The sequence below is a fragment of the Fastidiosibacter lacustris genome (assembly GCF_003428155.1).
Lineage (GTDB): Bacteria > Pseudomonadota > Gammaproteobacteria > Francisellales > Francisellaceae > Caedibacter > Caedibacter lacustris.
The window spans coordinates 1-15,319 of sequence record NZ_QLIR01000020.1; the positions used below are offsets into that span (position 1 = coordinate 1).

Below are 15,319 nucleotides of genomic sequence, written 5' to 3' on the forward strand. Positions count from 1 at the left end.
TCAAACATCCTTTAAAACCCTTATCCAGAGCCCTCTCACCAAACACTCTCAGTGACAACGAGTCGCCATTATACACACACATCAATTCCCCGCAAGCGCTTTTTTTAACTTTTTTTTAATTTTGTTTGATCGTGTTTGAAAAATCATCAACAATTAATGCAATACAAGATAACTTTATTAGTTTACTTTTTATTTGATTATCGGGTTTACTGAACCTTTTCCAGTTCTTCATGCAAACTTAGCCACTCTAGTTCAGATTTTTCCAATTCCATCTGAATTTCAGTATGTGCTTGCAATATAATATTTAACTGCTGCTTATCCTGATATAACGCTTCATCTTGAAGCTGAATATCAAGCTTACTTTTTTGCTGTTGTAACTTAGCAATTATCTCTTCAATTTTTTTAATTTTATCAGTTAATGGTTTTTGCTTTTCACGTAATTGAGTCCGCCGTTGACGTTCTTTCTTTTTATTCTCTTTACTTACAACGAACATCGAACCTTCTTTCTCTTTAGTTTGAGATATTGTGGTTTTGGCTGACACATATTGATAATAATCCGTTAAATCGCCATCAAAAGCAGACACCTGACCTTGATCAACTAACCAATACTCATCAACCGTGCTTTCTAGTAAATAACGATCGTGTGATATCAACACTAAAGCACCATCAAAAGATTGTAGTGCAAATGCCAAGGCTTCACGCACCTCAATATCTAAATGGTTGGTCGGCTCATCTAGAAGTAAAAAGTTAGGCTTTTGATAAACGATTAATGCAAGCGCCAAGCGCGCCTTTTCGCCTCCTGAGAAGCCACCGACTGCCGATAATGCCATTTCATTACTAAAGTTAAATCGCCCCAAAAACTTACGTGCCTGCTCATCCGTAATTTTCGTATCTAAACGCTTCATATGTGTCAAAGCGGAAGCATCAAAATCAAGTGCATCTAACGAATGTTGCGCAAAGTAACCTATCTTTAGATCAGGATGCTTTTTAGCTTCGCCTTGTGATAATTGCAAATCACCAACTAAGCCCTTCACAAAAGTTGATTTACCGGCACCATTTTTACCCAAAAGACCTATGCGCATCTCTGGCAAAATCATCGTGTTAAGATCACTCAAAATAACCTTGTCGCCATAACCCAATACGCCATTTTCAAGTGTCAACAAACTGCCTGTTGGCATTTTGACATTCTCAGCAAAACTAAAGCTAAAACTTTGCTTATCATGTACCGCCTCGATACGCTGCATTTTCTCGAGCATTTTAACGCGTGATTGAGCTTGTTTCGCTTTGGATGCTTTCGCTTTAAAGCGATTAACAAAGCTTTCTAAATGTGCGATTTTTTGCTGTTGCTTAACATGTGCCTTTTGTTGTAACAAGCGTTTTTCATGATATTGCTTTTCAAAAGATGAGTAATTACCGGTGTAACTATCAATGCCTTTATTTTCAATATATAACACACGCTCAACGACATTATCTAGAAAAATTCGATCGTGTGAGATAAGGACGATCGCACCTTGATAATTTTGTAAATAACGCTCAAGCCACATCACTGCATCTAAATCCAAGTGGTTTGTTGGCTCATCCAATAGCAGTATTTCAGCTTGCTGTAGTAGAGCTTGTGCTAAGTTCAAGCGAATACGCCAACCACCTGAGAGCGATTTAACAGATTCATGCAGCTGCTTTGGCTCAAAGCCTAAACCATCTAACAGCTGAGCGGCTTGTGACTCCAGTTGATAGCCACCTAATGCTTCAAAATCAGCATGAAGTTGCGCATGCTCTTCATAAGCCTCATCAGTGAGCGCTTTCTCCATTGCCACCGTTAATTGATGTAATTCGGCATTGCCTTGCATGACATAGCGCACAACCGAAGCATCTAAATCATCGACTTCTTGTTTGACTGTCACAATACGCGTGCCCTTGGCAATCTCAAGTTCACCTTGATCTGCTTGCAAGCCCTGAGCTAAAAGCATAAATAGCGAGGTCTTGCCAGCGCCATTAGCACCAACAAGACCGATTTTTTGCTTATCATAAATTGCGAAGCTCACATCATCAAATAATGTCTTTAAGCCGCGCTGTAATGAGATATTTTGTAATGTAATCAAGCACGAGTCTCCATAAACTCTCGCCACGATTTAACGTGAATGGGCGCATCATGCAATTCAGCCAACGAGCGCAACGTTAACTCAGCAATCTGCAAATTAGTAATCAGTGGAATATGGTGATCAACCGCTAAACGCCTAATTTTAAAACCATCTGAAAGATTATCATCACTTACATGTTGTTCTCTACGTGGAATATTAATAATCAAATCCACACAGCGATCGGCAATGATATTTTCAACGTTTGGCGCTTCTGACTCACTGATTTTATAGGCCAGCTTTGTTTCAATACCAAACTCTTTTAAGTATTGACTAGTTCCTGTTGTTGTATAAATTTCCCAACCTAACTCGTAAAGCCTCTTTATCTCTGGTAAAAGCTTAACTTTCTTGTCACCTCCAATTGAAAGCAATACTTTTTTGCGTTTTACAAACATTTCTGTTGCCTGCCAAGATTTATAAAACGCATCCAATAAATCATAGCCAATACACCCCACCTCACCCGTTGAAGACATTTCAACATGCGCCACAGGATTGGCACCTTTTAATCGATTATATGAAAATTGTGATGTTTTTACACCAACGTAATCTAAGTCCAAAGTGTTATAGCGTTTTTTGTTATATTTACCCATGATCACCTCAGCTGCGATCTCAATAAAATTATGCCCTGTCACTTTCGATACAAATGGAAATGAGCGTGATGCACGCAAATTACACTCAATCACTTTGAGGTTATTATCTTTGGCAATAAATTGAATATTAAAAGGACCTGAAATATTAAGTGCTTTAACAATTTTCTTGGTAATACGCTTAGCACGACGAATCGTTTCTAAATACAAGTTTTGAGGAGGTAATACAATGGTTGCATCCCCAGAATGAACGCCTGCATTTTCAACATGCTCAGAAATCGCATAAATAACGATTTCACCATTTTGAGCAACACCATCTATTTCTAGCTCTTTAGCATTGTTAATAAAATCTGAAATCACAACAGGATGCTCAGGAGATACCAAAGCCGCCTCACGCAAGTATTGCTCAAGCGCATCTTCAGAATAAATTACGTTCATGGCTGCTCCTGATAGCACATAAGAAGGACGCACCAAGATTGGGTAACCAACTCTTTCTGCAAATGCTTTCGCATTTTCCAAAGTTGTCACAGACTCCCAAGCAGGCTGATCAATGCCAAGCTCATTTAACATATTCGAAAAAATTGCTCGATTTTCGGCACGATTAATGTTCTGAGGAGAGGTGCCCAAAATTGGATAACCCACTTTGGATAAAGGCACAACTAGGTTATTGGCGACCTGCCCACCTACTGATACAATAATGCCCTTCAAGTTTTCAAAATCAGCAATATCCTGAACGCGCTCAAAGGTTAACTGCTCAAAATACAATCTGTCCGACTCATCATAATCGGTTGATACAGTTTCCGGGTTGGAGTTGATAATAATAGGTGACTCACCTAGTTTTTTGAGTGTATGAGCAGCAGTGACACCACACCAATCAAATTCAACTGAAGATCCAATACTATACGGTCCTGAACCAAGGATTAAACTTGCAGGTATTTTAGATGGTAAAATGTCATGCTCAATTCCATGATAAGTCATATATAAATAATTGGTTTCTGCTTCAAATTCGCCAGCTAACGTATCTATCTGTTTAACGTAAGGGACGATCCCTTGAGCAATCCGCCAAGCACGTAAGGCTTGAACATCCATTTCACGAAATCTTGCGATACTCTTATCAGAAAAACCAAGTTTCTTAGCTTCTTTTAACAATGAGTTAGTTAAAGGAATCGCATGATTTTTCAAAGTATTTTCCATATTTGCAATCGTGTGCATATGATTTAAAAACCATTTATCTATACCTGATAGTGCATGCGCCTTATCAATACTACCCCCTTTAACAAAAAAGCGATGTAGTGCAAAGATCCTTCTATCGGTTGCCCGCTCAATCTCAAGTTCAAGATCAGGAATATCAAAGGGATAATCCGTTAAATCCGCAGCCCCTATGTTTAACATACCTACCGCTTTTTGCAAGGCTTCTGAAAAAGAACGACCAATTGCCATAACCTCGCCAACTGACTTCATTTCTGTGCCAATAAAACGTTCTGCTTTTTTAAGTTTATGTGTATCCCAACGAGGAATTTTAACAACAATGTAATCTAAAGCGGGTTCAAAGTAAGCACAAGTCTTCTTGGTTACTGCATTTTGTAACTCATGTAAGTTATATCCTAAGATAAGTTTTGCAGCAATAAATGCCAATGGATAACCTGTTGCTTTTGAAGCTAATGCTGATGAGCGCGATAAACGAGGATTAATCTCTATCACACGATAATCAGACGTTGCAAGATTAAAAGCGTATTGAATATTACATTCACCGATGATATTAAAATGATTGGCAACCTTAATCGCGATTTCACGCAAGCGGTGATATTCTTTATTATTTAATGATTGTGAAGGTGAAACAACAATACTTTCACCGGTGTGAATTCCCATTGGATCAAAGTTTTCCATATTGCATACAGTAAGCACGTTTCCTGCCATATCCCGAACAATTTCGTATTCAAACTCATTCCAACCCAATAGACATTCTTCAATTAACACTTGAGAAGTCGCATTCAGCACTTCAGTAACACGATGTTTAAGTTCATCTTTAGTTTTGACGATGCCTGAACCAAGTCCACCCAAAGAAAAACCTGAGCGCATCATCAGCGGAAAACCAATTTCCTCAGCTGCAATTAAGGCTTCTTTTAACGTTGTAGCCACAAAACTTTTAGCTGTTTTAATACCAATCTCATCTAATTTATTTTTAAAAAGTCCACGATCTTCCGCTTCCCTGATTGTCTGTACCGAGCTTCCTAACACTTTGACATCATGGAGTGCTAACACACCTTTTTCTTCAAGCTTAAGCCCCAAGTTCAAAGCTGTTTGCCCACCAAAGCTAAGCATAATCGCATCTGGCTTTTCTTTTTCAATAATTTTGGTGACATGTGCAAGATCTAATGGCTCAAAGTACACCTCATCAGCCATCCCAGGATCGGTTTGAATCGTTGCAATGTTAGGGTTAACCAAAATAATCTTGATTCCTTCCTCTTTTAGCGCCTTTATCGCTTGTGAGCCTGAATAGTCAAACTCACCTGCTTGAGAAATACGAATACCACCTGATCCTAAGAGTAAAACCTTTTTGATTTGTTTGAAAACGTCACGATGATTAAGCATTAAAATTTCACGTTGTTCGAGTTTACCTTATTCTAAAGTTTTTTCCGTGAAACGCAATTATATCGCTTAAATGATTCATAATAGTTATAAAGTTATTTCTCTCAAGTCATCTAAAAGGGGCACTACTGGATGCTAATTTGGCATTTATAACCTGCAAATTTTCGTACATTCATCACGCCAGTATCTAAGATAACATATTGCCCTTTCATTCCCATAAGCAACCCTTCAATAATTAGGGATTTATCCAAGTTATGTGCTTGTATTTTATTTGGGTATTCTAGCACAGGATAATGAATCTGCTGCTCAGACATTTTCACAATTTTTATTGATGCTTCACTATATTTTTCCTTTAAAGCATCAATAAAATGTTGCTCTTTTGCCAATATTTTATTTTTATAATCTAATAAATCTAACTGATCAGGAGATGATTTTAGCATCGCCTGCCAATTGGTTTTATCAGTCACATGTTGTGCAAGCTTTACTTCGATTAAACCTGATAGCAACCGCTCACTAACTTGAACAATTGGCAATGCCTGAGTTGCACCTTGATCAATCCAACGAGATGGAATATTTTTTTCACGCGTAATACCCACTTTAATAACTGCCGTATTGGCAAGATAAATATAATGTGGCTTTATGCAGTGCGCCTTACCCCAACTACTATCACGGCATGTCCCTTCATGGTAATGACATAATTCTGGCTTAATGATACAGGTATCGCATTCTGCTAAGCTTCTCAAACAAGGAAAACAATAGCCCTGATTAAAACTCTTTTTAGTGGACCGTCCACAGGCAACACAATTAATTTCCCCCAAAAATTTCAGAGTTATACGTTTACCAATAAGCGCATTCATTTTAAGCTCGCCTAGCTGATATTGAGCTATATTACTTTCACTCAGGAAAGTTTGCATTTTTGACAAAGTGATTGTTTGTTCTATCATTTAACACTCTTTGCTTGTTTGCAGTTAAACTCAGCAATGACTTTTTGCGTATGCTCCTTAACAATTTTCCAACTTACAGGACCCAATTCATCTGCATATGCTGCTGGATCCTTTAGTTCCAAGGCTAAAAAGGCTTCAATTCGCCCAATTGAAGATGCTGACTTATAATCGCTATAAATCGTATTGTCATATTTAATAGGAATATATGAGGTAAACGTCATTCCATAGATCTCTTCATAGTCTAGTCCCAATGATTCACATGCACTTATTCCATCTTTTAATACATATGCTTTGTTATAATCAATATAAGGAAGATAATATTTCACACGCTCTGCATCCCAATTACCCGCAACAAACGCTTCATAGTCTTTATCACGAAACAACTGACGACAATCTGGATAGGTTGCATGATCTCCAGCATGAACCCCCATTGCAATTAGAACCTCACAATCATTAGCTTTTGCAATTGACAATGCCACTGCTTGCAAAATTGAACTAAAGATTTTATTACGATTTGGCACCACCGTTAAGCGCATATTACTCTCGTGATAATGCCCTTGAGGCACATTATCTCCACCATTTATTAATGTGGAATGCAATAACTTTGCAAGTCCATCTATTTTAATTACTTGATGATGAAGCTTAAAGTTTTGTAGTTTAAGGTAATCAGCCAAGCTTCTTGCTTTATCTAATTCTACTTTATGCTTTTGACCATAATCAAAAGAGAGTGCTGTAACTTCATAACCATCATCTAGTAAACGCAGCATCAATGAAGAGGAATCCATACCACCTGAAAATGACACTACTGCATATTTTCTTTTACTCATTCTTGACCTCACTGCAATTTAGAGTTTCAAATTAAAAAAGATAAACCAATTGAACTAAGTTTCAGCGTATTATCTGACTTTTTAACCCAGCAAATCACACATTACAGACATTAAAAATTAGACCTGTTAATCCAAGTAGATTATACCGATAAACCAATCAACTTTATAAGTTATTTATGAAAATTTAACATGATAATTGCGTTTTAATCTATCTATACATCGCTTCAAAATAGGGTAGAAAAATTGCGAAGCCAACGTTGACTCAAACGTAGATATAATTACTTGCAGCTGAATAAGAATTCGCCTATAGTGCTAAAAAATTTTTAAAATATCTTACTACAAATGATTTACCGAATTGAAAAATGTCTTGATGGCTTTTCCACTTGCTTTCGCCAATGGAACGCTATTCATTCACATTGCCGTTTTTTGCACGGCTATGCTATTTCGTTTCGCCTGCATTTTAAAGCAAATCAACTTGACCAACACAATTGGGTATGGGACTTTGGATGGCTAAAAGATAAACAATTTTTAATTGATGGTATGACAACAAAAGAATGGTTTCACTATATGTTTGATCACACGATTGTTTTGTCTGAAAAAGATCCTGCCCTTAGTACTTTTAAAGCTCTTGAAGAACAAGGTCTAATTCAGTTACGTACTTTACCTTATTTTAGTTGCGAAGGTATTGCTGAGTTTGTGCTCAACAAACTAGGAAGTATGGTTTTGACTCACAGTAATAATCGAGCACAACTCTATCGAGTAGATGTCATGGAAAACAATAAGAATCTAGGAGCTGCTGAAATTGAATAACCTAGGAGGCGCATCACAACTTCGTGTCACCAATTATAATCAAATCCTACCTATAATCGAAATTTACCCTTGCTTACAAGGAGAAGGCTCTCGCCGTGGACATCCTTGTTTTGCGATTCGCACAACAGGGTGTACACACCGCTGCTATTTTGGTGAACAAGGGGACTGGTGCGATACGTGGTACTCAAGCATCCATGCGCAAAAAGGTAAGTTCTCATTTTATGACATCATCCAAATGATTGAATCTTCCCCTAACATAAAAGAAATCATGTTCACGGGTGGCGCACCAACTATGCACCCCGCTATCATCAATGAAATCATGCACCTTGCATATCAACGTAATTTCTTTTTAACCCTTGAAACAGAAGGCTCACACTTTATCAAAACGGAGCATCCAATTCACCTCATTAGCCTATCACCCAAGTTTAATAATTCGATTCCAAAGCTTGGAATACTTACACCTAAAGGCAAAAAGGTTGATCAAAAATTCATTGATCAGCATAACAAATACCGCTTAAACCTTTATGCTATGCGTCAAATGATTGATTACCATCAAGATTATCAACTAAAGCCAGTTTGTGATGGAAGTCACGAAAATATCCAAGAAATCAACTCTCTCATTGCTGAACTTAATATTCCTAGATCAAAAGTTTACCTCATGCCTGCTGGTAGAACTCGCAAAGAGATAATAAAAGCCTATCCAAAGATCATTGAACTTGCACTTAAAGAAGGCTTTAAGTTTACAGGTCGCGATCACATTATCGCTTTCGATGACAAAATTGGCGTTTAGAGTTTGCGACTTAGGCGCCAAGATCCTACCGCCACAATGATCAAAATAATGACTCCAACACCCCATAAATAACCAGCTGCATAACCACCATAACCAGTTGCAATGTCTGTATAAACTTGTTTAACGAATAGTATTGTTAAAACCATCGGAATGATATAACTACATAAAAGTTTAAAACCTGTGTGTAATGCTTGTGAACCACCTCCTTGAAATAACTCACCACTTAAGCGATTAATATCATACAACCAGGTAATTACAATCACTTCCGCTACCATGACGATAACCATCAAATAACCATTTATAAAATGATCAATTATATCTAATAAATACAACCCATTTCCCATCGTATATAATAAGTTACAGATAAAAAGCAACACACATATTATAAATAAAATAGTTGCACGCTTAAGCTTTATTTTACTATCCATTAATGCCGCTAAAATTGCCTCAAATAGCGATACGATAGATGTAAATGCCAAAAAGAACACGGAAGCATAAAAAATAAATGAGAAAAACTCTTGTACAACTGGAAGTAAAGTTAGCGCATGTGGGATCACTACAAATGCAAGCCCGATACCTCCTGAAACAACTTCGTGCACGTCCTTGCCATCTATATATGCAACATGTCCTAACACTGAAAATATGATCATACTGCAAATCATAGACGCTAACGTGTCACCAATTACAACAATTGTACAAGTTTTAGAGACATTCACCTCTTTATTTAATAATGCACCATAAGCAAACATGACACCAGTTGCTAATGAGATTGAAAAAATGACTTGTGTTGCTGCTGCAAACCATACTTTAGTATCTAACAGCGTTGACCAAACTGGGATAAATAATTGATATAGACCACCTAAACTACCCGACAGTGTAATAGAGTTCCCCAATAAAATGAGTAATAAAATAAATGGAAGTGGAGTGATCCATTTTGCAACAAATGCCAAACCACTTGTACCTTTATATAGTGAAATATAACTTAACAGTAAAATCACCATAACACCTAAAATGATTGTCAGCTTAGGGACAGTAAAAGCACCAATCCCAGATGATAGCTCTAAGAATTGATTAAAAAAGTATGATTCACTATCTGCTTGCCACGGCATTTTAAACGAATCTACCGCAAAATTAAGCACCCACGAAGCAATGACAATATAATAAGTTAAAACACCAAAAGCTACTAACACTGCAAGCCAACCAACTATTTTAAAGCGCTTAGCATGACCGATTAATGCCAAGGCCTCTGGCGCCCCTTTTTTAGAGGTTTTCCCCAAACCCACCTCCAAAATCAATAATGGCAAACCAATACAGAGCAAACAAATGATGTATGCCACGAAAAATGCTGCTCCTCCATGCTCATAAGCAAGGTAAGGAAAACGCCATAAGTTTCCTAAGCCCGCAGCAGACCCAATAGCTGCCAATATAAATATCCAAACTGAACTAAAGTCTTTACGTATTTGCCCCATTTCTTCCTCCCATCATTAGCAATGAACCATTTTCATAATACTTTAAAAGTATACCATTTAAACTTAGCAATGTATCAACATATAATTAAGTTACATTAAAGATAAACCCAAAAGTTCCTATAAAAAATAAAGGGTAGCATACATTTACACATAACTTTATTACAGCTTTAATGCTAATTCTGTTGCCTCTTTAATCGCACGTTTTGCATCTACTTCTGCTGCAATATGTGCGCCACCAATAATATGAACGTTTTTTGTCTCTTTGCTCAATAACTCATCATAAAGCGATTTATCTGATTCTTGCCCTGCACAAACCACTATCTGATCCACACTCAATAATTGAGGTTTATCATCTATCATAATATGTAAACCTTCATCATCAATTTTTTGATAATCCACACCTTTTAACATCTTAACCTTGTAATGCTTTAACATTGTGCGATGAATCCAACCTGTTGTCTTGCCAAGGCGCTTGCCTAATTTTTCATCTTTTCGCTGTAATAAATAAATCTCACATTTTGGCACTGTTGTTTCTATGATATTGATATTTAAGCCCCCTCTATGCTTAAGTGTAACATCTATCCCCCATTCTTTGTAATAAGTTTCACAATCCGCACTCATTTTACGTCCCCCCAATACCAAGAAAGTCGAAACATCAAAACCAATACCCCCAGCGCCAATTACTGCCACTTTTTTACCAGGTGCGACGTCAGAATTGATCAACTGCACATAATTGACAACACTTTTATGGTCTATGCCCTTTATATTTGGGACTCTTGGCACAACACCCGAAGCAATGACAATTTCATCATATTTTTTAGCTAATAGCTCGTCACTTTGGACTTTATGATTCAAGAGACAATTAACCTGAAACTTATTTAATTGATAGTTAAAATAGCGCAAGGTTTCAGTAAACTCTTCCTTTCCTGGTATTTTAGCGCTGAGTTTGAACTGTCCACCAATCTTATCAGATGCTTCGTATAAATCAACTTTATGCCCTCGTTTAGCCAACTCAATCGCTGCTACCAAACCAGCAGGTCCTGCTCCCACTACAGCAATTTTTTTAGCATTTCGAGCAGGTATTGAAATCATAATTGTTTCATTGCAAGCATATGGATTAACCAAACACGATGCTTGTTTGCCAACAAAGACGTGATCTAAGCACGCTTGATTACAAGCAATACAAGTGTTTATCGCCTCACTTTCCCCATTTTGTGTTTTTTTCACAAAATCAGGGTCAGCCAATAAAGGACGTGCCATTGAGACCAAGTCTGCTTTATTTTTCTGCAGAATTTTTTCAGCAATTTCGGGGGTATTAATTCGGTTAACACAAACAATTGGAATATTAATATATTTGCGAACAATTTCAGTAATCGGAACAAATGCGGCTCGTGGCACTTGGGTGCTAATCGTTGGAATGCGAGCCTCATGCCAACCAATACCAGTATTAATAATCGTGACCCCTTTTTTTTCAAGCGCCTGAGCTAATGTAATAACTTCATCAAAAGAACTACCTTGATCAATTAAATCCAACATCGATAAGCGAAACATAATGATAAATTGCTCTCCCACTTTCTCACGAATTGCTCTTATAATTTCTAATGGTAATCGCATCCTATTTTCGAAGGTTCCACCCCACTGATCTTTGCGATTATTGGTGTGTTCAACCAAGAATTGATTAATTAAATATCCTTCTGAACCCATTACCTCAACACCATCATAACCAGCCTCTTTTGCAAGTTTGGCACAGCGAGCAAAGTGCTTAATTGTTCTTTTTATACCCCAATTCGTTAACATATGTGGTTTAAACTTATTCGTTGGTGCTTTGACATTTGAGGCGCTAACACAGAAAGGGTGATAACCATAACGCCCTGCATGCAAAATTTGCATCAAGATCTTACCATCTGCTTTATGTACGGCGTCAGTGATTAACTTGTGCTTTTTCACTTCAATTTTATTAGTTAATTTAATTGCAAAAGGATAAAGCCAACCTCGCATATTGGGTGATACTCCTCCAGTTACAATTAAACCCACGCCACCTTCAGCACGTTTTGCATAAAAAGCAGCCAAGCGCTTAAACCCACCTTTTTGCTCTTCTAAACCTGTGTGCATTGACCCCATAACAATACGATTTTTAAGTGTGGTAAAACCAAGATCTAAAGGAGTTGATATAAATGGATAGATACTTGTTTTATTCGTCATGAATGTAATTCCATAAAAGCTACTAGATAAAAAGTAGTGTAACGATTTTACGAGGATAAAGAAAGTGCGTTAAGAAATGAGTTTAGTGACGAAATAAATAATTCTCGGAATTACATCATATTTTTAAGAACAGTTTGCAAAATGCCACCATTTTTCAAGTAGTCAACGTCAACATCGGCATCTAGACGCGCCAATGCTTCAAATATGGTTTTATGTCCACTTGGATGGATGGCTTCAACAATCACATTTTGGCGTGGTTTAACATTGTCTAACCCCTTAATATTAAAGGTTTCTGTCCCATCTAACTCAAGCGATTTTGCACTTTGACCCTCAATGTATTGTAATGGTAATACACCCATACCGACTAAATTAGAACGGTGAATACGCTCATAGCTTTCAGCAATAACTGCCTTGACACCTAACAAGAAAGTGCCTTTTGCTGCCCAATCACGCGATGAGCCTGTACCATATTCTTTACCTGCTAACACAATAAGTGGTATGTCAAGTGCTTTATATTTCATGGCGGCATCAAACACATATTGAATCGAGCCATCCAGATGATACTTCGTAACGCCACCTTCTATACCTGGTGCTAATAAGTTACGAATGCGAATGTTGGCAAAGGTACCACGCATCATCACCTCATGATTACCGCGGCGAGAACCATAAGAATTGAAATCCTTCTTCTCTACACCATGTGCTTTTAGATATTGCCCTGCTGGATATTTTTCAGGAATGGATCCTGCTGGAGAGATGTGATCTGTTGTAACCGAATCACCCAACATAAGCAAGGTGCGCGCACCAAAGATATCTAAGGAATTTTTGCCAGAACTGGTAAAGTTCTCAAAGAAATTAGGACACTGGATATAAGTTGATTTCTTATCAAATTCATATAACTTACCTGAAGATGATGCCAGTCTCTTCCAATCTGGTGTCCCATCTAGAACAGTTGCATAAGATTTCTCAAACATCTCAGCGTTGATCACGCGAGATTGCAACTGTGCTATATCATGACTACTTGGCCAAATGTCTTTTAAGAATACATTTTTACCATGCTGATCTTGACCAATTGGATCATGCTCTGGATCAAAATTAACCGTACCTGTAATTGCATAGGCAACAACGTGAATAGGAGAAGCCAGATAATTTGCTTTCACATCGGGGTTAATACGCCCTTCAAAGTTACGGTTTCCAGAACCGACAGAAGTAACAACTAAGTTACCCTTGTTAATCGCATCAACAATTGGTTGGTCTAATGGACCTGAGTTACCAATACAGGTCGTACAGCCATAGCCAACTACATTAAATTTTAATTGTTCTAAATATTTTAATAAGCCAGACTTCTCAAGGTATTTTGTGACTACTTGTGATCCAGGGGCAAGCGAGGTTTTAACGTATGGCTTAACGGTTAAGCCTTTTTCTACCGCTTTTTTCGCTAATAATCCCGCCCCTAACAAGACTGAAGGGTTCGATGTATTGGTACATGAAGTAATCGCAGCAATCGCAACATCCCCATGCTTTAACTCACAATTCATGCCTGTGACCTTAACCGATTTTTTTACTTCTTCCGCACTTAAGCCAAAACCATGCAATCCTGCTTCATGCGTCAAACACTTTCCAAATGACGCCTTTAAGTCACGCATAGAAACACGATCTTGTGGACGCTTAGGCCCTGCTAAGGTAGAATCCACCGTTGACATGTCAAGTTCAATGACCGTGGTATATTCTGGTTCTTCTGCTGGATCATGGCGGAACAAATACTGTTCTTCGTAGACCTTTTTAGCCAAATCAACGTATTGAGCACGATTTGTTTGCTTAAAGAACTCTAATGTCACTTCATCAACAGGGAAAAAGCCCATCGTTGCACCATATTCTGGCGCCATGTTGGCAATGGTTGCTCGATCTGGTAAGGATAAATATCTTAAACCTGCCCCATAGTATTCAACAAATTTACCAACCACACCATGTTTACGAAGTAATTGGGTAATCGTCAACACAAGATCTGTTGCAGTCACACCTTCTCGTAATGCTCCTGTTAATTTAACGCCTATGACATCAGGCAAAACCATATAGTAAGGTTGTCCAAGCATCACAGCCTCAGCTTCAATACCACCAACACCCCAGCCCATTACACCAATACCATTGATCATAGTAGTATGTGAATCGGTTCCAACAAGCGTATCTGGATAGGCCACTTTTTCGCCATTTTGTGCTTTAATAAGAATACCTTTTGCTAAATACTCTAAATTAACCTGATGAATGATTCCCATACCAGGTGGTACCACAACAAAATCATCAAATGCTTTTTGTCCCCACTTAAGCAAAGAATAACGCTCACCATTGCGCTCAAATTCCTTGGCAACGTTTTTTTCTAACGAGTCTTTTGAGCCAAAATAATCGACTTGTACTGAGTGATCGATCACCATTGCTGTATCGACAAGTGGGTTTATCTTTTGTGGATTCCCACCTGCATCTTTAATTGCTTGACGCATTGCCGCTAAATCGACAACAGCTGGCACACCTGTAAAATCCTGCATCACTACACGAGCAGGCATATGAGGAATCTCAGGACGCACTTTTGCTTGAGGTTCCCAATTTAATACATTTTCAACGTCTGCAACTTTAACTTTATAGTTGTCGATATTACGTAATTGGTTTTCCACCAACACTCGAATTGAATAAGGTAAACGCGTGATATCTTTAGCCGTTTCTGCTGCCAGCTTCTGCAAACTATAAGCTGTATATTGCTGCCCTTTTGAGTCAATCAGCACTTTAGTTAAACGCTTTAAATCCACCATTAGGATAGCTCCTTCTTCTATGATTTATGAGGTTATTTCGGCGCTCATATTAGCGGAATTGATTACCTTTGTACAGCTGCACTCAAGCACTCATAGGGCACTGGCATAAAAAGCTCATTACAGCTGTATTTTTTGGATTTACGATATTATCCTTTAAAAATCACTTTC

At 37.9% G+C, this 15,319-nt stretch carries 9 protein-coding genes; 2 read left to right on the forward strand and 7 right to left on the reverse strand.

Annotation, left to right across the window (positions count from 1 at the left end; translation table 11 throughout):
• Positions 1-206: 206 nt before the first annotated feature.
• The 4 genes from abc-f to DNJ77_RS08360 form a co-directional block, all read right to left on the reverse strand.
• The gene (abc-f, locus tag DNJ77_RS08345) at positions 207-2,099 is read right to left on the reverse strand and encodes a ribosomal protection-like ABC-F family protein (RefSeq protein WP_116964536.1); all 1,893 of its coding nucleotides are present in this window, start codon (positions 2,097-2,099) and stop codon (positions 207-209) included.
• Positions 2,096-5,314, reverse strand: a complete 3,219-nt coding sequence (gene carB / locus DNJ77_RS08350) for a carbamoyl-phosphate synthase (glutamine-hydrolyzing) large subunit (RefSeq protein ID WP_116964537.1) — start codon at positions 5,312-5,314, stop codon at positions 2,096-2,098. The genes abc-f and carB overlap by 4 nt, the downstream gene beginning before the upstream one ends.
• Positions 5,315-5,436: 122 nt before the next feature.
• Complete coding sequence (locus tag DNJ77_RS08355; RefSeq protein WP_116964561.1) at positions 5,437-6,252, reverse strand: DUF2797 domain-containing protein; 816 nt, start codon at positions 6,250-6,252, stop codon at positions 5,437-5,439.
• A complete protein-coding gene (locus DNJ77_RS08360) occupies positions 6,252-7,094 on the reverse strand; it encodes a 7-cyano-7-deazaguanine synthase (RefSeq protein WP_275667775.1) in 843 nt (280 codons plus the stop codon). The genes DNJ77_RS08355 and DNJ77_RS08360 overlap by 1 nt, the downstream gene beginning before the upstream one ends.
• 330 nt (positions 7,095-7,424) lie before the next feature.
• Between DNJ77_RS08360 and DNJ77_RS08365 the strand changes: the two genes are divergently transcribed.
• On the forward strand, positions 7,425-7,892 hold the full coding sequence (locus DNJ77_RS08365; RefSeq protein WP_116964539.1) for a 6-pyruvoyl trahydropterin synthase family protein: 468 nt from the start codon (positions 7,425-7,427) through the stop codon (positions 7,890-7,892).
• The gene (locus tag DNJ77_RS08370; RefSeq protein WP_116964540.1) at positions 7,885-8,682 is read left to right on the forward strand and encodes a 7-carboxy-7-deazaguanine synthase QueE; all 798 of its coding nucleotides are present in this window, start codon (positions 7,885-7,887) and stop codon (positions 8,680-8,682) included. Before DNJ77_RS08365 ends, DNJ77_RS08370 begins: the two co-directional genes overlap by 8 nt.
• On the opposite strand, the gene DNJ77_RS08375 is transcribed toward DNJ77_RS08370, so the two are convergent.
• From DNJ77_RS08375 to acnA, 3 genes are all read right to left on the reverse strand, one after another.
• Positions 8,679-10,151: a sodium-dependent transporter gene (locus DNJ77_RS08375; protein WP_116964541.1), complete on the reverse strand. Its 1,473-nt coding sequence runs from the start codon at positions 10,149-10,151 to the stop codon at positions 8,679-8,681. The genes DNJ77_RS08370 and DNJ77_RS08375 overlap by 4 nt on opposite strands.
• A gap of 159 nt (positions 10,152-10,310) precedes the next feature.
• Entirely contained in the window at positions 10,311-12,353 is a 2,043-nt protein-coding gene (locus tag DNJ77_RS08380; protein ID WP_116964542.1) for an NADPH-dependent 2,4-dienoyl-CoA reductase, read from the reverse strand.
• Positions 12,354-12,463: 110 nt separating this feature from the next.
• Complete coding sequence (gene acnA / locus DNJ77_RS08385; protein ID WP_116964543.1) at positions 12,464-15,151, reverse strand: aconitate hydratase AcnA; 2,688 nt, start codon at positions 15,149-15,151, stop codon at positions 12,464-12,466.
• Positions 15,152-15,319: the final 168 nt, after the last annotated feature.

Excerpts from the sequence above, each read along its gene's own strand:
- carB (WP_116964537.1), bottom strand. The coding sequence starts at position 5,314 with ATGCTTAATCATCGTGACGTTTTCAAACAAATCAAAAAGGTTTTACTC.
- acnA (WP_116964543.1), bottom strand. The coding sequence starts at position 15,151 with ATGGTGGATTTAAAGCGTTTAACTAAAGTGCTGATTGACTCAAAAGGG.
- DNJ77_RS08365 (WP_116964539.1), top strand. The coding sequence starts at position 7,425 with ATGATTTACCGAATTGAAAAATGTCTTGATGGCTTTTCCACTTGCTTT.
- DNJ77_RS08380 (WP_116964542.1), bottom strand. The coding sequence starts at position 12,353 with ATGACGAATAAAACAAGTATCTATCCATTTATATCAACTCCTTTAGAT.
- DNJ77_RS08375 (WP_116964541.1), bottom strand. The coding sequence starts at position 10,151 with ATGGGGCAAATACGTAAAGACTTTAGTTCAGTTTGGATATTTATATTG.